Origin of the sequence: Amycolatopsis heterodermiae (genome assembly GCF_034929455.1) — a bacterium.
Taxonomy (GTDB): Bacteria; Actinomycetota; Actinomycetes; order Mycobacteriales; family Pseudonocardiaceae; genus Amycolatopsis; species Amycolatopsis heterodermiae.
Genome location: NZ_JAYFSI010000015.1, coordinates 202,715 through 222,396 on the forward strand (window position 1 = coordinate 202,715; position 19,682 = coordinate 222,396).

20 protein-coding genes and 1 pseudogene are annotated in these 19,682 nt (G+C 63.0%); 10 read left to right on the forward strand and 11 right to left on the reverse strand.

All coding sequences use genetic code 11. From position 1 onward, the window contains the following. Window positions 1-2 precede the first annotated feature (2 nt). A complete protein-coding gene (locus VA596_RS43485; protein WP_323335695.1) occupies window positions 3-152 on the reverse strand; it encodes a hypothetical protein in 150 nt (49 codons plus the stop codon). A gap of 425 nt (window positions 153-577) precedes the next feature. Here VA596_RS43485 and VA596_RS43490 point away from each other — a divergent pair, with 425 nt between their 5' ends. The 3 genes from VA596_RS43490 (at window position 578) to VA596_RS43500 (ending at window position 4,543) form a co-directional block, all read left to right on the forward strand. Next, the gene (locus VA596_RS43490; protein ID WP_323335697.1) at window positions 578-1,906 is read left to right on the forward strand and encodes a helix-turn-helix domain-containing protein; all 1,329 of its coding nucleotides are present in this window, start codon (window positions 578-580) and stop codon (window positions 1,904-1,906) included. A gap of 542 nt (window positions 1,907-2,448) precedes the next feature. Continuing rightward, window positions 2,449-4,197, forward strand: a complete 1,749-nt coding sequence (locus VA596_RS43495; protein WP_323335699.1) for a hypothetical protein — start codon at window positions 2,449-2,451, stop codon at window positions 4,195-4,197. Between the two features lie 16 nt (window positions 4,198-4,213). Then, window positions 4,214-4,543, forward strand: a complete 330-nt coding sequence (locus VA596_RS43500) for a hypothetical protein (protein WP_323335700.1) — start codon at window positions 4,214-4,216, stop codon at window positions 4,541-4,543. Window positions 4,544-5,079: 536 nt separating this feature from the next. Here the strand turns inward: VA596_RS43500 and VA596_RS43505 are convergent. Further along, window positions 5,080-5,403, reverse strand: coding sequence for a hypothetical protein (locus tag VA596_RS43505; protein WP_323335701.1), 324 nt, complete (start codon window positions 5,401-5,403; stop codon window positions 5,080-5,082). 232 nt (window positions 5,404-5,635) lie between these two features. Between VA596_RS43505 and VA596_RS43510 the strand changes: the two genes are divergently transcribed. Continuing rightward, complete coding sequence (locus tag VA596_RS43510; RefSeq protein ID WP_323335702.1) at window positions 5,636-6,376, forward strand: hypothetical protein; 741 nt, start codon at window positions 5,636-5,638, stop codon at window positions 6,374-6,376. Window positions 6,377-6,506: 130 nt separating this feature from the next. On the opposite strand, the gene VA596_RS43515 is transcribed toward VA596_RS43510, so the two are convergent. Together VA596_RS43515 and VA596_RS43520 are read right to left on the reverse strand one after the other, a co-directional pair. Beyond that, window positions 6,507-6,923, reverse strand: coding sequence for a hypothetical protein (locus VA596_RS43515; protein WP_323335704.1), 417 nt, complete (start codon window positions 6,921-6,923; stop codon window positions 6,507-6,509). A gap of 14 nt (window positions 6,924-6,937) precedes the next feature. Beyond that, the gene (locus VA596_RS43520; RefSeq protein ID WP_323335705.1) at window positions 6,938-7,978 is read right to left on the reverse strand and encodes a hypothetical protein; all 1,041 of its coding nucleotides are present in this window, start codon (window positions 7,976-7,978) and stop codon (window positions 6,938-6,940) included. A gap of 193 nt (window positions 7,979-8,171) precedes the next feature. Here VA596_RS43520 and VA596_RS43525 point away from each other — a divergent pair. Both VA596_RS43525 and VA596_RS43530 read left to right on the forward strand, forming a co-directional pair. After that, a pseudogene (locus tag VA596_RS43525) lies at window positions 8,172-8,618 on the forward strand (histone-like nucleoid-structuring protein Lsr2). A gap of 88 nt (window positions 8,619-8,706) precedes the next feature. Next, window positions 8,707-8,979, forward strand: coding sequence for a hypothetical protein (locus tag VA596_RS43530; protein ID WP_323335706.1), 273 nt, complete (start codon window positions 8,707-8,709; stop codon window positions 8,977-8,979). A gap of 276 nt (window positions 8,980-9,255) precedes the next feature. On the opposite strand, the gene VA596_RS43535 is transcribed toward VA596_RS43530, so the two are convergent. Beyond that, entirely contained in the window at window positions 9,256-10,743 is a 1,488-nt protein-coding gene (locus VA596_RS43535) for a toll/interleukin-1 receptor domain-containing protein (RefSeq protein ID WP_323335707.1), read from the reverse strand. A gap of 380 nt (window positions 10,744-11,123) precedes the next feature. Between VA596_RS43535 and VA596_RS43540 the strand changes: the two genes are divergently transcribed. Then, on the forward strand, window positions 11,124-11,672 hold the full coding sequence (locus VA596_RS43540; protein ID WP_323335709.1) for a hypothetical protein: 549 nt from the start codon (window positions 11,124-11,126) through the stop codon (window positions 11,670-11,672). A gap of 41 nt (window positions 11,673-11,713) precedes the next feature. Here the strand turns inward: VA596_RS43540 and VA596_RS43545 are convergent, their stop codons facing one another. Both VA596_RS43545 and VA596_RS43550 read right to left on the reverse strand, forming a co-directional pair. Next, the gene (locus tag VA596_RS43545) at window positions 11,714-12,616 is read right to left on the reverse strand and encodes a Kiwa anti-phage protein KwaB-like domain-containing protein (RefSeq protein ID WP_323335711.1); all 903 of its coding nucleotides are present in this window, start codon (window positions 12,614-12,616) and stop codon (window positions 11,714-11,716) included. An 11-nt stretch (window positions 12,617-12,627) separates the two neighbouring features. Then, window positions 12,628-13,128 (reverse strand): hypothetical protein, encoded by a 501-nt coding sequence (locus VA596_RS43550; protein WP_323335712.1) that lies wholly within the window; start codon window positions 13,126-13,128, stop codon window positions 12,628-12,630. A 675-nt stretch (window positions 13,129-13,803) separates the two neighbouring features. Between VA596_RS43550 and VA596_RS43555 the strand changes: the two genes are divergently transcribed. Further along, on the forward strand, window positions 13,804-14,535 hold the full coding sequence (locus VA596_RS43555; RefSeq protein WP_323335714.1) for a hypothetical protein: 732 nt from the start codon (window positions 13,804-13,806) through the stop codon (window positions 14,533-14,535). Here the strand turns inward: VA596_RS43555 and VA596_RS43560 are convergent. Then, window positions 14,488-15,945, reverse strand: coding sequence for an MFS transporter (locus VA596_RS43560; protein ID WP_323335716.1), 1,458 nt, complete (start codon window positions 15,943-15,945; stop codon window positions 14,488-14,490). The genes VA596_RS43555 and VA596_RS43560 overlap by 48 nt on opposite strands. A gap of 133 nt (window positions 15,946-16,078) precedes the next feature. Here VA596_RS43560 and VA596_RS43565 point away from each other — a divergent pair, with 133 nt between their 5' ends. Next, window positions 16,079-16,660 (forward strand): short chain dehydrogenase, encoded by a 582-nt coding sequence (locus VA596_RS43565; protein ID WP_323335717.1) that lies wholly within the window; start codon window positions 16,079-16,081, stop codon window positions 16,658-16,660. Here VA596_RS43565 and VA596_RS43570 read toward each other — a convergent pair. Continuing rightward, the gene (locus VA596_RS43570) at window positions 16,647-17,150 is read right to left on the reverse strand and encodes a carboxymuconolactone decarboxylase family protein (RefSeq protein WP_323335753.1); all 504 of its coding nucleotides are present in this window, start codon (window positions 17,148-17,150) and stop codon (window positions 16,647-16,649) included. The two genes, VA596_RS43565 and VA596_RS43570, sit on opposite strands and share 14 nt — an antisense overlap. Window positions 17,151-17,287: 137 nt before the next feature. Here VA596_RS43570 and VA596_RS43575 point away from each other — a divergent pair, with 137 nt between their 5' ends. Further along, on the forward strand, window positions 17,288-17,752 hold the full coding sequence (locus VA596_RS43575; RefSeq protein ID WP_323335719.1) for a MarR family winged helix-turn-helix transcriptional regulator: 465 nt from the start codon (window positions 17,288-17,290) through the stop codon (window positions 17,750-17,752). Here VA596_RS43575 and VA596_RS43580 read toward each other — a convergent pair. After that, window positions 17,749-18,165 (reverse strand): cupin domain-containing protein, encoded by a 417-nt coding sequence (locus VA596_RS43580; RefSeq protein WP_323335721.1) that lies wholly within the window; start codon window positions 18,163-18,165, stop codon window positions 17,749-17,751. The two genes, VA596_RS43575 and VA596_RS43580, sit on opposite strands and share 4 nt — an antisense overlap. 6 nt (window positions 18,166-18,171) lie before the next feature. After that, window positions 18,172-19,659, reverse strand: a complete 1,488-nt coding sequence (locus tag VA596_RS43585) for an AMP-binding protein (RefSeq protein ID WP_323335722.1) — start codon at window positions 19,657-19,659, stop codon at window positions 18,172-18,174. Between the last annotated feature and the right edge of the window lie 23 nt (window positions 19,660-19,682).

The window sequence follows — 19,682 nt, forward strand, 5'->3', positions numbered from 1 at the left end:
GGTCAGAAGCCCTCACGCAACCGGTAGGCCAGCCGCACCGTGTCACACGGCCAGGCCGCCGCGCAGCTTTCGCACTGGCTAGTGGTCGGATGCTGGGGGTGCAGGCTCAGCGCCAGCAGCACCAGGGAGTAGAGCTGTGCCGGTTCCGGCATCCGCGGTTCCTGTACCGGCACTAGCGCGTTGTGACCACGCTGCCAGTGGCGCGGCACGACCGATGGACGCTTTTGCACCTCTACCGTTCGGACTGTCACGGCTGTACTCCGTTCGTATCCGAGAAACGTGGGCGGCACCCGCCAGCCGGGACGTGGACGCCGCTCGGTTGGGGGGCGTGCGTGCGGGAATACCGGCCGACATCGGGAGGCGGAGATGTCTACCGGTTGGCGGGTGCCGTATTTGACCTTGGACTTCGGGCGTCAGATCCGGAACAGAGCCGAGGACGTAGGCCTGGACGACGGTTGACCAGGTGTTTTGTACGGAGACCACCCGGAGAATTACCAGGAGGATTGCGGCGCGATCGGTGTTTCTGGCCGTTCCCCTGTTACCCTCGGTTGCCATTTCATTGCAGAAAGGACGCCCCGTGCACCCGGAACCGAACGACCTCTTGCGCATGGCGCGGGATGCCGCCGGGTTGACACAGGCACAGCTCGCCGAACAGGCAAACCAGCAGGTCGCGCCCGGTACGGACAAAACGGGCGCCATGGATGCCGACTACATCGGCAAGCTGGAACGAGGCGTCCATCGCTGGCCGAACAAGGAGTACCGCCGCGCCCTGCGCATCGTGCTGCAGGTCGCATCGGATGCGGCTCTCGGCTTCTTCAGTACGCGTCACCGTGCGGTTACCGTGGTAGGTAGCCCTGAGCGCACGAGCGGAGGTGACGACGTGGAACGCAAAGCCTTTCTGCGGGTTCTCGCTGGCAGTGTGGCTGGCCTGGCCTTCACTGACCCGGTGGCCGACTTCCTAGCAGGCTCCGGCAGCCAGCAAACGGTGCGCCGCGTCGGCCTCCCCGAGGTTGAGCAAGTGCGGCATGCCGCCCGCATGTTCGCCAACCAAGACCACCTTTTCGGGGGCGGCATGGCTGCTCAAGCTGCCTTGACGCAGCTGTCGGCTTCCGCGCAGCTGCTCGACGGCCAGTTCGCCACCGCAGCCGCCCGTCACGCCCTGTTCGCCGCAGTCGGCGATCTGGCTGACACCGTGGCCGGCATGTGCTTCGACGCCGGACTGCATACCGAGGCCGAGCGGTGTTTCCGCTTCGCGGTCGGCTGCGCTACTGAGGCGGCCGACTGGTCAATTCGTGCGAAGGCACTGTCGGGCATGGCCAACTTGGCCGTTCACCAGCAGCAGCCCGACGACGCGTTGAGCTACGCTGAAATGGCCCTCGTCCGCGCCGACCGCCTCTCGCCCATGGTGCAAGCCGTGATGCACAGCCGCCACGCGCGTGCTCTGGGCGCGGTCCGCCAGGAGCGTGAGATTGACTGCCTGGCTGCGGTCGGGCGAGCGGAAGAAGCGTTTGCAGGCAGCTCCGGCGATGAGCCGGAGTGGATCCGCTACTACGACCAGTCACGGCTAGAGCGGGACAACGGCCGGGCGCTGCTCGGCCTGGCTCTCAATGGCGGCACACCCGGTGAAGCCGAACGACGACTGCGCAGCTCCATCCAGGCGTTCCCCGCCGGCCACCACCGGGGCAAGGCGCTTGCGATGGCGAACTTGGCGACGTTGACCATGGCTCATGACGACCCGCTGCACGGCGCTGAGCTGGGCCGGGATGCGCTAGCGGCGGTCGGTGCGGTGCGCTCTGATCGGGTGTTCGACGCCTTCCGCCAGCTCCAGACCGCTGCCGTGCCACACCGACAGCTGGCCGCGGTACGGGAGCTCAACCAGGACATCCGGCGGCTGGTGCTGAGCTAGTTATGTGGAGTATTTGCGGCGGCACTGCCGATGCGAGACAGCTTTGGTCGAGCGGGCGATGTCTCGACCTGCCGGTCGCGTAGGCCAACTTCGGTCTATTCAGGGAGTCATGACCCCTAATCTTCGCCCACTATGACGGAAGCCTCATCGCCGGCTGTTGCTCGGCAGGGCGACTCGGCAGCGATGAGGGCTCTACTTTGTTACTTTCTAACATGCTCTCTTGAGCTGCGGTTTCCTGATCTGAACCGGTGCAGAGGCTTGCTCGTGTGAGTTACTGAAGTAGGAACTTGCGCTCATTGCAAATTTCATGATCGGTTCTTGGTTACTCCCTGAAACAGATCGTTTACGAAGTTCACCCAAGAGGAGAGAGCTTGGCTGCTACGGTTCTAAGGCTTGATTTGGTCACGGATGGGTTGCAGTGAGGAGGTGGGCGTACTAGATCATCGCATCCGTACGACTCAGTCGCTGTGCGTGTTGGCGTCGATGACAGCAACACGCACAACAGGCAGAGCCTAGCGAGGTGTGCAGATTAGGTGGGAGACATGAACCAACAGGAGAAGGCGCGACGTCGCCGTGTGATCATTGTGGTCATTGCTCTACTGATCATCGGAATGGTCGGGTATGGAACTCTGGTGGATACCTGGGTTTCTGCCGTGGTGCGCGCCCTGCTGCTGATCATCATGGTCCTCCTGCTCTTCTTGGTTCTGAAACCTATGGATCAGAAGGCCTGCACTATGCGGCCTACGCCCTTCGGCGAAGTTCACCAAGTAGGTGATGACCAGATCGAAGAAGCACAGAAAAATGCGGGAACGTTGCAGCTAGTTGACCTCAGGCAAGCCAAGCTTTTCGCTCTGGCAATTACCGCACCCTCAGATGTGCGAAAACGAGTCGTTGATAGCTACTCGCTAGGTGAGCGGTCCGTTCGTCAGACGGCGACCATCGAAGCCTTCGTTAGAAAACAGTTTAATGGAGGCTCTAACGGATCTAATAGCTCTTTTGCTCCGGTGCTATTCCCGATCTTGACGCCGCCAAAGGGTCGTCTACTTGATAATCTCGAAGTAGTGGGGTCTGACGGGGAGGCCCTTCCGGTATTGACGTATCGAGAGTCCGTCTATGTGGCAATCAGTGTTCTGCGCCTACTTCTGACGAGTGCATGCAAGGGCCAAATCGATGTCGATGCGGCGGGCATGACGCCGGCTGCATTAAAAGCTGAGCGCAATGCAGTTAAATTAATAATTACAAGGAACACGCAAAGCAAGAAAATTAGTGCAGAAGACATCAGAAAAGTAAGAGTTGAAATTCAAGCACTGTCGGATCCGCCGCAGCAGGCTCAAGGTTCCGTAAAGGCTGCCACGCTCGCCCGAAAGTTGGCGGCCGGCTTTGTGGAAAAGGTGGCCGCGCACTACGTGATTATTGCTTCGGTTAAGCCTGGTGACGATGGTCGGTTTGTAATCAGGGCTTCCCAGACGCTCATACCAGACTTGCAGCTGCAACCTACCAAGTTTAAGTGGCTGCATAAAAGTGTTGGCAGTATCACCGTTGCATTGGGTTCCCGGCCGGTCGATATTACTATCGACATCGAAAACGCAAGTACCTGCCAAAGCTACCACTTGCGTGTTGAAGGTGTCGATGGAATGTATGTGGCCGAGCAAGAGGCAATTGAGATTTCTGAGACACTTGATAAATGGGCGGACGGTGCCCCGACAAAGCCGCATCCTCGATTCCAGAAGCGGCTAGGTCAGGCGGAAGGTCATTTCTATGTAAGGTACTTTCCGCAACCAGCGCAGAATGAACGTCCGCGAATTCGTTTCAGGTATTCGGAGACGCCGCCGGGTTCGCTTTTGCGGGGTGCTGTTACGTCGGCAGCATGCCTCTTCTTGGTATGGCTCATTGGAGCCATAACGAATTTCAATACGGATCCAGGTACTGATGCTCCAGCTGTCCTGTTGGCGTTTCCGGCGGTAGCGGCCACTTGGCTGGGTTTCGATCGGCGCGGCGGGAGACTTGTGGAGGGAACTTTTGAAGCTCGGCGCGGTCTACTCTACAGTGCCCTCATATCTATCGGTGCTGCTGGTCTTTTCATGGCGCATAAGCAAATCGATAACTTCGGTACTCCGCTGCCCTGGAGTGCAAATCTTCTAGGTGTTCAAGACTTGTACTGGGCGATGCTACTGTTGTTTGCGATTGCGAACTTCATAAATCTAGGCTATAAATGCATGGTGGATACGTGGGAATATTGCGAACTTGCCGGTCGCCCACAGGTTGGCAATCCGATAGCTAGAAGGGGTTAAGTATGAAGGGACTTTTATGAAGAAGATGAATGTTGGTGATGAAAGAAATCCCGGCTCAAGTGAGGAAGGGGAGGAATCGGAGATGGTGGATCTTTTAGGTGCAGTCCGGGGATATAGTCGTGCGGGTGAGCGCCAGAAATCTTCCCCTGCCGGATTGATTTCCGAAGAAGCGAGAGATCCGGGATACTACATCAGTCCTGGAAACTGGAACGTTCATGCGACAGCCGAGACGGTAGCCGTAGAGGGCATCTATGAAGTGTTGTCGACATTTGACGACCTCTACGAGCCGGCGATGAAAGGTCTAGCTCGAGTCGGATCAACAGACGCCTCTGACTTAGAGCGCTGACGCCATCCACGTTAGCCAGTATGTCTAATTTGCAAGCATCACGACTTGGTCGGGTAGTGCGTGGCGGCTCCAGCCGCTGCTGCCACTCCACTGCAAGTACCACCTGCCGAACATCGACACCAACCATAGGTGTGACACGTCGCCTAAGTTTGGCGGCTCAGTGGGCACTTCATCTTCGTCGCCGACGATCCAAGCGAAGTCATACGAGGGAGCGGAGTAGTCCACGAGCAGGTAGAGATGCTGTTTGGAGACACCAGACTCAGCTAACTTGTCGAGCTTCTTGCGGATCTGTGAGCCGGCGGTGCTCGCCTGCTCGGACAGTCAACGCGGCGCAGCCTCTGGGTTGCCGACCGCGCCGCTACGCCCTCTGTCGTGACGTTGATTGTCCCGCGGTGACGCCTCTTGTGCTGCGGATCGTCCGACACGTTCGTGTGACCGAAGACGCGCAGCTGATGCTTCTCGAACCACTGCAGCGCCGGCGACGAGGCGACTACGTGACGCGACAGGCAGACGTCAGGGTGGATGGCTCCGTGCTCCTAGATCAGTCGGAACGTCTTCGCGAAGTGCTGGTTGAACTGCTTGAGTGGTGTCTTTGGGTGCAGCCCGACCGTCCACGACAGCTGTGACCCCGGCAGATGCCACTTGTTGCCGCGCTTCTGCAGAAGGCGCCGCAGCTCGGCTTCGTCCGGGCCGCAGAGGATGCTGACTTCGAGGACGGCGTCGTTGCCGCTCGGGTACATGAGCAGCGCATCCACCTGCCCGGGTGCTTGCTGCTCAAGGCTGCTGTTCACGGTCACGCCTAGTTCGGCGCTGATCAGCGCAAAGGCGAACTTCTCCTCGCGCGTCGGCTCCAGGCGCATCCTGTCCGTCCTTAGTCATCTAGAGGCTACTGGTACTCGTTGGCGCTGCGTTACATCCGGCTTGGCCAAACTGAGTCCTCGACTGCCAGTAACAGGCGAATGGCCTGAGCGACTATCTGCGTTGAGAAGGTTCTGAAGTGACACGCGATGATCTGAGCGTAACCGTCAAAAGTGATGGAGCACGGTAGTTATGGTCAAACCTGGTAGGTCGCCGGGAGCCGGCGCGAGCCTCGTGACGGCACTGTTGCTGCTCGGCTGGACACTGTGGCGGGTGCGTCGGCCAAGAGAAGTGGGCCAGGTGTCGACGCCGACGCTCGAACCAGCTGCGGCAGCACTTCCGCAACTGTCTGACCGTGCTTCGCTGGTGCCGGGGCGCGAAGATTTCAGCTTCCTGCTGGCGATCCTTACTGGAGTGGCACTTAGCGTCGGAGTTGTTGCGTTGCAAGAGCTTGTAAGTGTCTTCGCTCTGACAGTCAGCTTCGCCGAGCTTCTCATGTTTTGGCTGACCAGCTTTGGCGCTGTCGCACTTATCTACTTGTCGGTCAAGTATGGAGCCGTCTTTATTCCTGGCAGGATCGATGCCATCGAGAACGTAATGATGATGGTTGTAACCATCGCCGAGTGTGCGATGTTTATCGCTGTGGCGCTCGGGCCAGGAGAGCTCCTTGCGATGCGTTGGTTTATAAGTCTTGCAGCGTTTGCATTCTCTGCGGGGATCACGACGACCATCGTGTGGCGGCGTTTGTGTCGATCGATCGAAGCGAAAGTCGCCGATGAAGAGACAGTCATTTATGCAAAGTCGCTTACGTCGGACATTGCTTCAGCTTGCGGCCTGTTCGCGGCAACCGTCTTGTTCGTCTGCTTGTGGCCCAAGCCTCCAGTGTTTGTGGGACTGTGTGGAGGTTCGGTTGCGTTTTTGATCTGCGTTAGTGAAATCATGAAGCAACGCAAGACCAGACAGAATGTGTTGTAGCTTGGTGTGGCTCCATTAGTCGAGAAGAAGGACTATCAGCCGTGCTGGCGAGCGAACCTCGCATCGTTAGTGAGCTGGCGACACTGGGGGTGATCCTCTCTTTGAGAAGATCGGCCAGTGTGTAGCCTAACTACCGTGGCGGATGCCCCAGCCGGCTCGAACGCTTCGACGGAGTAGCCTCTCGGGGCTCGACTAGTTGATTGATGTTTGCGACTGATTTCTTGCCCGTTTGTACCGAGGTGCAGTCCGATATGTGGATGGTCGTCGACTTTGATCCGCCGTGCGAGGTGCTGCGGGGCAAGTCGTCCGGCGCATCGGCGCGGTCGTAGGCTTCAGTGGACGAGCCGGACTGCTTCGGCGAGGCGACGGTCTTGAAAAACAGGATTGCGGACATGATCGCAGTCAACACACTTACTAGGAAGCTGCTGATGCCCGCGTACTGCGACGCCCTTCCCACATCGATGGCCGTGTAGAAGAGGACACCCAGTCCCACGAACGCGACGGTGAGAAGTACCAGCAGAAGTGCTTTCCAGCGCGTGTGTCTCACGTCAGCTCCTTCTTTTAGAGTCCACGGCCGCGGACGCCGAAGCTGCGATTACGGGCGCCCGGCTGCGGTGTATGAGATGGAGTCCGACTGTGTCTAGGGGCGTGAGATGGAAGCTCTGCCGCTGGGTCGCTAAACGTCAGTGTTGATCTTTGCTGCTCGACCGTCGGAACGGCGCGGGCTCGTAGCGGAGGCGTCAGGTCCTGGTCTTCGATGCTGGTTACGCGGTGGCGCACTGTGTCGAGATCTGCCAGAAGCGTTCCGGACTTGAACTTGGGAGTGTCAACGCGGAACTTGGTTGTCAACGTGTTGCCGATGCCGAGCATCACAGCGGAAGGGTGGTTGATCTGGGCCAGTCCAAAGAAGGCCCAGATGGACGTGCAGGGCCGGTCGAGCTCGCGGATGTCCTGCGAAATTTGAGTAAGCATGGCGAGATCGTCGGAACGGCCAGCAGCTTTCAACGTGTCGTTGAGGAACGTGCTGGATAGTGACGCGTCATGGGGAGACCTCAATGCCATGGCGAACGAGGACACGAGATCAACGTCGTGAACAAGCAGATCGGCCAATTGAAACGTAGTTTCCTCGACGACACAGTGTGTTTTGATGTTCATGCGGGAGTGGTCGCCGAGCTGTACGGCCGCCCCATGTCGAATGATGGTGTTGCAGTATCGGCTTACCGAGAGATCGGCTTGATTCTGTCCTTTGTCTAGCTGCGGTCTGGTGTAGGGCCGTAGTGCATTTCGAAACTCACGATTACTGCGCGGGTTATCGGGTTCGCGAACGAGATCACCCAGGATCCTCCCCAGCCGGTTCGGCATAATGAGTAACGGGCCCATGTCGATCGATGCCCGGCGGACATGGTAGTGATCCTCTTGCGTCGTTCGGCAGTAGTTCGCGACGGTCACGCCATAAGCGCCCTCCATTGATGCGTGGTGCGCCGGGAGCCAATTCGCGAGGCCGGACACTTCAACGCTCGTGTGGGCGGCCGAGGAGACCTGCAATCTCGCGAGGCGCCAGGGATGCTCGTTGTAGAGCGGGTGTTTGGTGCCGTCGGCCATGTCAATCATGATCAGCTCCTGCCTCGGCGAGCTGGTGGAAACACTCAACGCTGACAGGATGACGACCGAGTCGCTAGCTCCAAGCTGAGATTGTTACCGCATCCGCCCGATTCATTGGCGGGTGTCGCGCGCTTCTCACCCGTCTGGCCTAAGCTTGTCGTGACCCTGAGGCATCAGATGAGAGGTGAAACGCATGGCACAACGCATGCTTGTTGAGATGGTCGACGACATCGACGGCGGAGAGGCTTCCCAGACGGTGTCGTTCGGGCTGGACGGCGTATCATTCGAGATCGACCTGTCGGACTAGAACGCGGAGGCTCTGCGTTCAGAGCTCGAGCGCTTTGCGGCAGCCGCCCGCCGGACCGGCGGACGCAAGACCCGGACTGCTCAGGGTGGTGCTTCGAGCAGGTCGACTCACACCCGCGAGCACAATCAGGAGGTGCGGGCCTGGGCCGCGTCCAACGGCTATGAACTCTCAGAACGCGGCCGCATCTCAGCCGATGTTCTGGCGGCGTTCGAGGCCCGACATGATGTGCCTGCGGAGCCGGAGCCTGTTCCTGTTGAGCCTGCGGAGCCGGAAGCAGCCGCCAGGCTGGCGCGCAAGCGGGCTCCGCGTAAAACGAAGACGGACACGGCGTAGGGTCGCTCAAGCCTGTCGAGGCGCATCTCTTGGTGCGTGTGTGAGTGCTTGTCATTCCTGAGATAAACGCGCATACTAAAACCCAGTTATGGCTACGCAAGAAGAACTATTCCAAGACCTAAAACGGTTTATCCAAGCTACGATCACGCAGCAGACGTCGCATTTAGCGACGAAGGATGATATTGCTCGTGTTGAGGGACGCGTTGACGCGCTTGACCAGAAGGTCGATGCACTCGATCGCAAAGTGGACGCACTCGATGCCAAAATCGACACCGTTCAAGCATCCGTCGCTGATGCCCTCGATCACGTAGTCGAAGCGCGGACAGCAGCGAACACGTCAAGGACTTGGAGCGCCGGGTGACCCGGCTGGAGCACCAGCGGGCAGCTTAAAAATCGCGATCGCGGCTTGCACCGCCAATCGCCTACTGCAGCCGCTAGCGCCAGTCCGCCGGCTACTCATAGCCCTCAGGTCGTGTGCATCTCAACGGTCAGCCTTATCTGCATGACCGCGGTGCCCGTGAAGACCAGCATGAGTACCGGTCAGGCCGCTTGGGTTGTGATATGAAATCCTTCTGTTGTTGCCGTCCTTAATCGTCTCTGATGCCAGTCCAGTTGCTCAGCCGAAGTGTTCGTCGACCTAAAGCTGATACAGGCGATGGCGGCCGGTCCTTTCGATGAGGTCATCAAAAGCTTGCGTGGCACGATCAAGTGAGCCGCCGAATAGTCCGGCTTGTAGTGGTGACCACCTCGCGCCCTGTTCCTTCAACTCAGCCTGCATCTCGCCCTCGGCGGTCGATGCGTTGTAACGACGGCGCCACGTAAAAGATCCAATCCAAGGACCGTCTGCGTAGGTTTCGGGTATCTTCTTAAGGTCGATGGCCAGGGCGGATAGCAGTACCTCGAGCTTATCGAATGCTTCGGTATAGTCGTCAGGATCCAAGATTAGAAAAGAGAAAGTTTCGTGCAGGCTGTCGTGGAGATAGTCGGATACTGGGGTGTATTTTCCGCCGATTCGGTCAGCGGATAAGTCGTCAAACAAGGCGTCAAATTCAGGATAACTTTCAGGTGGCTGAGAAGCTTGGATTGCTAGGATGTTCGCCAGTAGCTTGTTATTTTCAAACGGTCGTGCAATGTGACTTCTAGCAAGCAGTGGCACGTCGACTCCGTAGTCCGTCCGTACCTTTGTGTCGATTGTAACGGCACGCAGCGCGCCGTAGTTCTGGCCGTACACTGCGGCAAGGCCGGCCGCGTAGAGAGCTACAAGCGGCGGGAAATAGCGTAAGTTGAGCAGCATGGTTTTCCCGCTTGCTGGCTTGACAAGATTGGCGATGCCGCGAACGGTACTTGACCATAAGCGCTCATTGCTAGCCTCGCCCCAGGTGCATCCTGCGGCAAGAATTTCAAGAACGGGCTTTGTGACCTGCCAGTACTGTTCGACGCGCGCGACCGCGGCTCTGGTGATTTCCTTGCCGGTTCCTTCTAGTGTGAACGGGAACTGATCTTCGTCGCTTAAGGTTGTGCGGCACTTGTTCGCGATGCTAGTAACAAGATCGTGTAGTTCGATGCGGCGCGTCGGGTCGAGTAACATCTCCTTAACTTGCGCTACCGCTTCGGATGATCCATCGAGTTTAGCTGTGATCGGCATGCCTGGTGTTGCAGTGCCCAAGCTGCGAATCACGGCGCCGACCAGTCGTGATGCGGCGTTTTCACGGTCCTTGCCGAAGAGGTCAACCATCTGCAGTGAGTCAAGCATCCGTCCCGGCGCAATCTCGTACTCGGGGATCTCGCAGTCATCGAGGCGGACGGGGATAAGCCACGGCGTGCCGCCTGGCGGACGTCTGCGGAGCTGCTCGACCGCCAGGTTGAGCTCCTCGTTCTGATACGACACATCGCGGGCGCTGCTGTTCTTGGAGAAGCACGCGATGAAGACCAGGCTTTCTTTCGTGATCGCGCGGCGGATCTTTAGCCGCCAGTCCTCGCCTGGCCACAGGTCCTCCTTGTCCAGCCAGACCGGGACACCTGCAGAGCTGAGGATTTTCTGCAGCTTGGCTACGGCGTCACGATCTTGGTGGACGTACGAGATGAAGGCGTGTCCAGCGCGGGAGTCGTCGGGCGAGTCCGTCATCTGGCAGACGATACGTCCTACGTGGAACAGAGACCTGCAGCGCCACGACATTGATCGCGGCTGTAACGATGTTATCCGCCCACCGAGCAGTCGTGCTCATCTGGCAGTCAGACGAACTATGTGGTTCACCCGACGCGGCCGCCGACTGCTTACAGCCGGTCGTTGATGTCACCTGTACAGAGCAACCTCGGTGACGTTATGGATACGGCAGCCTCTAGGTTGTAACAGTCAGCAACAGTATGACGAACGGTGAGGTAATCACTTGCTGCCGGTCGCGACTTGGGTGGCCATGGGGCCGAGTCAGAGGGTGGCCGTCGAGGCCGGCGGTCACGTTCACTGGCCAGCTTGCAGCGGGCACGATGGACGAGAGGGGCTAGCTGATGGAGTCTGTGTTCGAGTTCCCGAACCTGGACGACGACCCGCGTACTCGCGTGTACATGCTCGAGGAGTTGGAGCTTGACGTGTCGACGGGCCAGCTCTACCCAAGCAGGCGTCTGACCAATACCGGCTCGCACGCGTGGCCCGGTCTGCTGCGCGAAACAGTGGAGCGCCACGAACCCGGCTGGCTGGAGCGCCAGAGCCAGCAATCCGGCTACTGGCTGGAACGCGAACCCACGACCACGCGCTCTGGTCAACCGAGTTCTCGGAAGGTGCCGCCGGATGCGGCACAGACCCTCGCCGAGGGACAGTTCATGCGCTACTACCTGCGAGCCGTGGCCCGGCGCGCTATCGACGACGGGTTTGCGCTCGAGGTGCGTCGCCTGAAGGATGTGGCGAGTCCGCGGTCGATCTCGGTCCAGCTGATCGGCACGCGGGTTGACCCGGCGCAGTTGCTGGATGACCTGCGGCGCAACCAGGGCATCGAGACGTTCCTCGACATTCCGCCTGGGCCGAACTCCGGGCTCGGCGTCGTTATAGTGCCGAACTGATTATTCCTCTGCCGTTGGCGCTGGTCGAGGTTGTGCCTCGTTTAGGGTTGACGCGGAGACTTGCGACCGGCGGCGTACTGCTTGCCGGAGAAGTCGCCGGTCCAGAGATCTTCGTTGAGTAGGAGAAGCACGTCGTGCTCGGTCTCCTTATTGATCACCAGTTGTCCGTCTGGCATCAGTTGCTTAGCATCGAGACCGTGCGCCGTGATCTTATCGCGCAGGACGTTCGGCGTCAGTTGTGCGAGATAATCGCTGCGGAGAATCCCCTGCACCTTCCGGCGAAGAATACCGGTCTTGCGTAGTCGCTCCGCGAGCCACTCTATGCCCTCGGGTGTGATTGGCAATTTCTCGCCGAGACTTTCAGCCCACTCGGTGGTCTTTGCTAGTACTGCTTCACTTTCCTTGAAAAGAGCTTCAAACTTCACTTGGTCGAGGATGTGAACACCCTGCGGGTAGATGATCAAATCGTAGTACTTGTCGAAGGCTAGCAAGGGATTCGTGACACGAGTCAGGGTTCGGTCGAAGGTGGCAAGCACACCCTTCGACGCGAGGCTGACCGGATTGCCGCGCCGCACGAAGGCTGTCAACCTGCCGGGGTCTTTGCCGACGACCAAGGCGTATAATGCGAGCCTTTGCTCCTTCAGTTCCCGCTCAGTTGCCTGCGGCAGTGATGCTGCCGTCAGGATCTGCTCAAGCAGTGCAGTGTCAAGAAGCTCGTCGCGATCGGCTACCAGGTAAGCGTCTTCGTCGCCCTGTTCGTCGTTGGGGTCGTAGGGTCGCCCCGTTGCTGTTCGCACCTTCTCTAGAGCTGACCCGGCGTAGCCGCGGAGTGCTTCCGTAACGTCACCGCCAGCTTTTACTGCGCGTCCGATGGCCCGCTGCCCAGATCGCCACACGACGACCACTGTGGCAGGTGCCGTCATATCAAGTTCTGAACTGGCCAAGAGGACTCCAACTAAGGCGTGCGGTCGATCAGCACGTCGTCTCGAAGTCGCGTCGCGATGATCGTTTCATCAGATCGAAGGTCCTTCCGCCGTGTAACTAGGTAGGCTTGCAGGCCCTTCGTGTCCACCACACTTAGCACACGGTAGCCAAGAAGGTAAAGTAGCGGGTTGATTTGAACCACGGACGAGTGAAGATAGACGGTGCCTGCTACTGCAATGAAGGCCAGATATGCGATTACATCGCGGAGCGTTGGAGTCGAGACTGTCAGGAAGGGTAGTAAGTAGGCCCCCATGTAGGCGCCTGCTTCGGCGCCGGCGTGCTTGACCTCCTTGAGTTGATGTGCACCAGGGCTGGCTCTTCTGTCCAGGCGGAAGAGCGTGAAGAGTGCGGCGACACCGACGACGGCCAGGCCTGCGCACGTAAGGCAGAGGGGGAGAGGCTCGAACCGAATCGCAAGAAGCGCGAATAGTGGAGCGTACGAGGTGAAGAACAGCAGCGGCTTGCCGAGCATCGCACCTTCCCGGGTAGCGCCCAACATATTCGAACACGTGTTCGATCTTACGAGGTCTTGGTCAGTTCGCCAAGCTTCCGGTCGTGTCTACTCTCGATGAAAGCGTCAACGTTGGAAACTTGACCGACGTAGAGCCCAGGTGGCGCGCGTCTCCCGCGGGAGACCCATGGCTGAGGAGTTGTCGTCCTTAGGTGGTGTTCGTGAGGGCCACGCATCTTGACTCCGAACTTCATCAGACTCGTGCGAAGAGTCTCTGCCGAGATGTCGTACTTGGTGGCGATGCGAGCTAACGACCAACCGGCTTCGTAGAGCTTGGCGGCCGTCGACAGCAGCTTTGGATCGATACCCGGTGTCAGGTCGATGCCGCGTGCTCTGAGATGTCGAGCCACCGTCTGGCGATGAATGCCGAAGTGCTCGCCGAGTTCGTAGGTGGACGCACCGGCTTGTTGAGCGGCTACGAGCTGATCGATTTGGTCTGCCTGGAGCCTTGGTTGCGTGCGGTAGCCGGGTAGCTTGTACTGGTTGCTGTAGGTGGAGGACGGCAGGCTTGCAACAACCCTGTACAGGCGTTTGTTCTCTTCGACCCTTTGGAAAGGGCTTCGACGCCTCCCACCAGATCCCCTGTGAAAGGACCCGGCTGAACGCGTGCACGGTGCGGCGGGATGGGTCCTCTTGGTGGCCGGCGCGATCGAGGCGATCGCGGGCGCGGCCTGGCTGTCGTTGCGGCGGTGGTCCGCCCGTGGGGTGCGCCGGTATCGCGTGACGGCCGTGCGACCACTGCCGGCGGTCTTCCGGGTTTCTCCCGTGGCGGGCACCGTCGTCGACGACGTCAGTGGTGTGGAACGGGAACTCCTGCGGACGACCGTGCCCGTGCTGGTGGACGACGTCGTGCGGTGCGGACCGGCCGGCGGCGGCCGGGTCCGGTTGCTGCCGACGCCCCGGACCGCGCTGCCCGCCGCCTTCGCCGTGCGGGGTGTCCTGCTGGTGGCGTTCGGCCTGGCCGCCGGCCGGCTCGGTCTCGGTCCGGACGTCACCGCGTCGTACCTGTTCGTGGCCTGGATGTTCACCCTGTTCGGGGCGCTGTCCGCGGGGATCGCGGCGGGGCGCCTGCGGTTTGCGGCGCTGGCCCGCGAGATAGAGGGTGACGTCGTCGACGAGCGGCGGTGGCTGAACCGGGCGCCGAGTGAGCCGAAGGTCCGGTACACCGTCTACGGGCGGACCCGCTCGGCGTGGGCCGGGCGGTACACCTTCGTGTCACCCCGTGTCGGGAAGACCGTCGCCGTACTGCTCGACCCGCGCGCCGAGGCGTCCGTCCGCCGGGTGGGCGGCAGCTTCGGGATCTACCAGTTCCTGGGTGCCCTAGCGGGCCTGCTGGGCGTCCTGCAGTTCCTCAACGCGCTCGGCTGACGTCCGCATCGCCGTCACCAGGACCGCCAAGCCTGCGAAGAGCACCGTCGCGATCACGCCCGTGACGTTCAGCGCGCTCGTGAACGCCTCTTTCGCCTGAGTCGCCAACTCCGGGTGGGTGACGTCGGCCGCCAGGGTCGTGCCCGCCGGGAACACCCCGTGGTAGACGGCCGCGGCGGTCAGGCCGATGAAGGCCAGCCCGAGGGAGCCGCCCAGGTAGTTGCCGGTGTCCGCCATCGACGCGGCCGAGCCGGCGCGCTCCGGCGGCACGGACCCGACGACCAGGCCGATGCCCAGCGCGAACAGCGGACCGGTGCCCAGGGTCAGCACCGCGATGCCCGCCACGACCAGGGGAAGGCCGTCGGCGAAGACCAGGAGCAGGCTGCCGGCCGCGGACACCACCAGGCCGCCCGCGATCGCCGTGGCCGGGGGCAGCCGGCGGGCCAGCGCGGGGGCGATCGTCGTGCCCGCCGCGACGCCGATGCCCATCGGGGCGAACAGCAGCGCCGACACGAGCGGGGAGTACCCGAGCACGTCCTGCAGGTACTGGGTGACGAGCAGGCCGACGCCCGCCATCGCGACGCCCGCGAACACCAGCGCGACCAGCACGGCGGTGAACGGCCGGTTCCGGAACAGCCGCAGGTCCAGCAGCGGCTCCGGCCGGGTCAGCTGCCGGCGGGCGAACACCACGCCCAGCACGCTCCCGGCGAGGATCGCGCCCAGCGGCACGAGCAGGCCCGCGCCGGTGGTCAGCTGCTTGAGCCCGAACACGAACAGCAGCACGGCGGCCAGCGAGAGGGCGACGCCGCCGAAGTCGAGGCGTCCCGGCGCCGGCGTGCGGAACTCGGGCAGCAGGATCGGGCCGGCGACCAGCAGCACGGTCATGGCGGGCACGGCGATCAGGAAGATCGAGCCCCAGGCGAAGTGCTGCAGCAGGAACCCGGCCAGCACCGGCCCGAGCGAGCCGCCGGCGAACTGGCAGGTGGCCCAGATCGAGATGGCCTTCCCGCGCTGGCGCTCGTCGCGGAACATGTTGGTGATCAGGGCGAGCGTCGACGGCATGAGCGTCGCCCCGGCGATCCCCAGCACCCCGCGGGCCACGATGAGCATCCCGGGGCTGGTGGAGAACGCGGCGACGACGGAGACGGCCGCGAAGGCCGCACCGCCGGCGAGCAGCAGTTTCCGCCGGCCGATCCGGTCGCCGAGGGTGCCCATGGTGATGACGAACCCGGCGACGAGGAAGCCGTAGCTGTCGGTGATCCACAGCTGTTCGGTGCTGCTCGCGCCCAGCTCGGCGCTCAGTTGCGGCAGCGCGAGGAACAGCGAGGTCATGTCCATCGCGACGAGCAGCGTGGGGAGCACGAGCACCAGCAGCCCCAGCCACTCGCGCCGTCCGGCCGGCTTGTCCATGTCGACTCCTTCTCGGTGATGCGTTCACCGAGGGGTCGGAGCGGCAGCGGGGGACCGGACACGGCTTGGTGAGACCTGGGTCACACCGATTCGCGCGGGGTCCCGAACCGGGAATCGGGCTAGCGTCGGAAGCGTGAAGATCGTCGTGCTGGGGGCTACCGGGCTGGTCGGCCGGGCCGTGGCCGCAACTCTCGGGCCGCGACACGAGGTGGTCCGCGTTTCGCGGTCCTCGGCGGTCCGCGCCGATCTGGCCGACCCCGCGTCGCTCGAGGCGTTGTTCGCCGAGCCGGTCGACGCCGTGGTGTGCTGTGCCGCCAACGTTCCGCTGCGGCCGCTGGCGGAGCTCACCGGCGAGCAGGTGCTCGACGACCTGCGCGGCAAGCTGCTCGGCCAGGTCGCGCTCGCGCGGCTCGCAGCGGAACGGCTGCCCGACGGTGGCTCGGTCACCCTCACCGGCGGGACGTTCACCGAGCCGCTTCCCGGCAGCGGCCTCGGCGCGCTCGTCAACGCCGGGCTCGAGGGCTTCGTCCGGTCCGCGGCCGCCGAGCTGACGCGCGGGCTGCGGATCAACGTCGTCAGCCCCGGCTGGATCAGCGAAACCCTCGAAGCCATGGGGGAGGACGGCGCCCGCGGGACGCCCGTCGCCGTCGTCGCCGAGGCCTACCGCGCCCTCGTCGAGGGCGACGCGAACGGGGCGACCGTCATACCGCGGTAGCGTGCCAGGTGTGGTCCGCGAAGACCTCGTCCAGCGGCGCCGCGGTCAGGCGGTTCGCGAACGTCGACAGCGTGTACGTGCCGATGCCCAGCACCACTTCCAGCGCGTTGCGTGACGTGTAACCCGCGCGGGTGAACGCCGTCAACGCATCGGGCGGGACGTCGCCCGTCGTGTCCATGACCGCGTGCACGAACACGCGCAACGCCTCCAGCCGAGGCGAGGGCAACGCCGACTCCGCGCGCAGCGCCGCCACCAGTTCGGGTGAAGCGGACAGGCCCAGCAGGGACGCCGTGTGCATCGCGACGCAGAGGTGGCAGCCGTTGCGCGCGGCGACCGTCATGACCAGCACTTCGCGGTCCAATGCCGGGAGGGTCGTCGACTCGAAGATCGCGTTCAGCTTCAGGAAGCCGTTCAGCAGTTCCGGTGACGTCGCCATGCGGGCGACGGCGGCCGGGACGTGGCCGCCGAACTTCTTCGCGGTGGCCGCCATCGCCGGGCGGGCGGCGGACGGGGCAGACTCCGGGGTGTGATCGGGGAACAAATCGGGGAGCAAGACGTCTCCAGACGTAGTGTCGACAACGTGGTTGTCGAAACCGTAAACCTGGTTGTCGAATTTGGCAAGGGGTCATGACCGACGCGCCCGGCTACGAGCTGCCGTTCCTGCTCTTCGGCGGGTTCCGCACGCTCATCGACCGCCTGCACGCCGAGCTCGCGCGCCGCGGGCACCCGGACGTCCGCCCGTCGTACGGGTTCGCCATGCAGGCCATCGGCGTCCAGGGCGCGACGGCGTCCGAGGTCGGCCGCCGCCTCGGCGTCTCCAAGCAGGCGGCCGGCAAGACCGTCGACCGGCTCGAGGCGCTCGGGTACGCCGAGCGCGCCGACGACCCGGCCGACGCGCGCCGCAAGATCGTGCGGCTCACCGCGCACGGCGTCGACGCGCTCACGAAGTCGGCGGAGATCTTCGACGACCTGCGCGCCGACTGGGCGCGGACGGTCGGCGCCGACCGCATGACCGCGCTCGAGACCGACCTGCGCGCGGTCGTCGGCCCTGCGGCCTACCGCCTCGACGCGGCGGGCTGGTTCACGAGCTAGAAGTCGCAGCCCGGGTTCGGCGCGTCCTCCGAGAGCGGGCTGCCCGCCGGGAGCACGTACAGGACTTCGAGGACCAGCGGTGTCGTCCCGAGGTTGCGGCCGATGTGCACCTGGTCGGGCTGCTCGGTGAACGCGCGGCCGGTGCGGTAGAGGCCGTCGAGGGAGCAGTCGGCCTTGTTGTGCGTCAGCGTCCCGGCCTTCACGTACGCGTAGAGCGTGCCGTCGTGGAAGTGCCAGCCGGTGTAGCCGCCGGGCTGGATGGTGATCTCCCGGAGCGTGTAGTCGGTGTGGCCGATGGTCTTCTGCGTGAGGATCGTGCCGGTGACCCCGCTGCCCGGCGTCGCGGACGCGGTGGCGGGCAGCACCAGCAGGGCGGCGAGAACGGCGGTGGTGACGGCGATCGGCTTGCGCATCGGGAGTCAGTCCTTCCGTAGGGTGCGGCGCAGCATCTTGCCCGATTCGGTCCGCGGCAGCTGCTCGGTGAAGTCGAACCGCTTGGGCGTCTTGAACCCGGCCAGCGCGGCCCGGCAGTGCTCGGCGAGCCGCGCCGCCAGCGCGTCGTCGCCGGAGACGCCGGGGATCGGCTGGACGACGGCGATCACGCGCTGACCCCACTCGTCGTCCGGCTCGCCGATCACGGCCGCGTCGGCGACGTCCGGGTGCGAGAGCAGGCGCGCCTCGATCTCGGCCGGGTAGATGTTGACCCCGCCCGAAAGGATCAGGTCGGTCCGGCGGTCGAGCAGGAAGACGCGGCCTTCGGCGTCGCGGTAGCCGAAGTCGCCCACCGTCAGGAATTCGCCCGATCGGGCGGCCGCCGTCTTCTCCGGGTCGCCGAGGTAGTCGAGCGCGGTGTGCGCCGAGCTGAAGTAGAGCGTGCCCGGCTCGCCGTCCGGCAGTTCGGCGCCGTCCTCGTCGACGACCTTCAGCCGCACCCCGGTCAGCGTCCGGCCGACGGTGCCCGGCGCCTTCAGCCAGTCCGACGCCGTGACCCCGCAGATCAGGCCCTCCGACGCGCCGTAGTACTCGTGCACCACCGGGCCGAGCCAGTCGATCATCCGCTCCTTGACCTCGGGCGGGCACGGCGCCGCGCCGTGGATCACGCTGGTCAGGCTCGACAGGTCGTACCGCGCGCGGACGTCCTCGGGCAGCCGCAGCATCCGGTGGAACATGGTCGGCACGAGGTGGGTGCCGGTCACCCGGTGGCGTTCGACCAGCCGCAGCGTCTCCTCGGCGTCGAACTTGTCCATCAGCACCGCGGAGTGCCCGAGGTGCATCGCGTTGACGGCGAACGAGCCGGGCGCGGCGTGGTAGAGCGGGCAGGCCACGAGGTGCACCCCCGGCCCCGGGTGGACGTCCATCATGGCGAGCAGGTCGCGGTGGATCGCGTGCAGCGACGGCGGTTTCCCGCTGAGCGCCCGGCGGACGCCCTTGGGGCGGCCGGTGGTCCCGGACGTGTAGAGCATCGTCTGCCCGGCCGTCCGCGGCTCCGGAGGCGTGGACGACTCGTTCTCGCCCCAGGACGCGTAGTCCTCCCAGCCGTCCGCCGCGCCGACCGAGAAACGCGGCACGTCGAGGGAGCATTCCCGCGCGATGTCGGCGTCCGCGACGACGACCCGGGCGCCGCTGTTTTCCACCACGTAGGCGATTTCCTCGGCGGAGGACCGGTAATTGACCGGCGTGAAGTACATCCCGGCCTGGAGCGTGGCGAACAACAGCTCGAAGTAGGGGAGTCCGTTGTGGACGATCGCGACGACGCCGTCGCCCTCGCGCAGGCCCAGCCGGCGCAGTGCGTGGGTCAGCCGGTTCGCCCGCGCGGCCAGCTCGCCGAAGGTCGCGGACCGCCCGTCCGGGGCGAGCACCGCGAGCCGGTCCGGGTGCGCTTCGGCGACGTCGTAGAAGGTGCTCACGCACCGCACGCTACCGGGTACGG

Coding starts and splice junctions, on each gene's coding strand:
- VA596_RS43520 (WP_323335705.1), bottom strand. CDS start 7,978: ATGGCCGACGGCACCAAACACCCGCTCTACAACGAGCATCCCTGGCGC.
- VA596_RS43485 (WP_323335695.1), bottom strand. CDS start 152: ATGCCGGAACCGGCACAGCTCTACTCCCTGGTGCTGCTGGCGCTGAGC.
- VA596_RS43535 (WP_323335707.1), bottom strand. CDS start 10,743: ATGACGGACTCGCCCGACGACTCCCGCGCTGGACACGCCTTCATCTCG.
- VA596_RS43540 (WP_323335709.1), top strand. CDS start 11,124: ATGGAGTCTGTGTTCGAGTTCCCGAACCTGGACGACGACCCGCGTACT.
- VA596_RS43530 (WP_323335706.1), top strand. CDS start 8,707: ATGGCTACGCAAGAAGAACTATTCCAAGACCTAAAACGGTTTATCCAA.
- VA596_RS43495 (WP_323335699.1), top strand. CDS start 2,449: ATGAACCAACAGGAGAAGGCGCGACGTCGCCGTGTGATCATTGTGGTC.
- VA596_RS43500 (WP_323335700.1), top strand. CDS start 4,214: ATGAAGAAGATGAATGTTGGTGATGAAAGAAATCCCGGCTCAAGTGAG.
- VA596_RS43505 (WP_323335701.1), bottom strand. CDS start 5,403: ATGCGCCTGGAGCCGACGCGCGAGGAGAAGTTCGCCTTTGCGCTGATC.
- VA596_RS43575 (WP_323335719.1), top strand. CDS start 17,288: ATGACCGACGCGCCCGGCTACGAGCTGCCGTTCCTGCTCTTCGGCGGG.
- VA596_RS43560 (WP_323335716.1), bottom strand. CDS start 15,945: ATGGACAAGCCGGCCGGACGGCGCGAGTGGCTGGGGCTGCTGGTGCTC.
- VA596_RS43550 (WP_323335712.1), bottom strand. CDS start 13,128: ATGCTCGGCAAGCCGCTGCTGTTCTTCACCTCGTACGCTCCACTATTC.
- VA596_RS43570 (WP_323335753.1), bottom strand. CDS start 17,150: ATGGCGGCCACCGCGAAGAAGTTCGGCGGCCACGTCCCGGCCGCCGTC.
- VA596_RS43580 (WP_323335721.1), bottom strand. CDS start 18,165: ATGCGCAAGCCGATCGCCGTCACCACCGCCGTTCTCGCCGCCCTGCTG.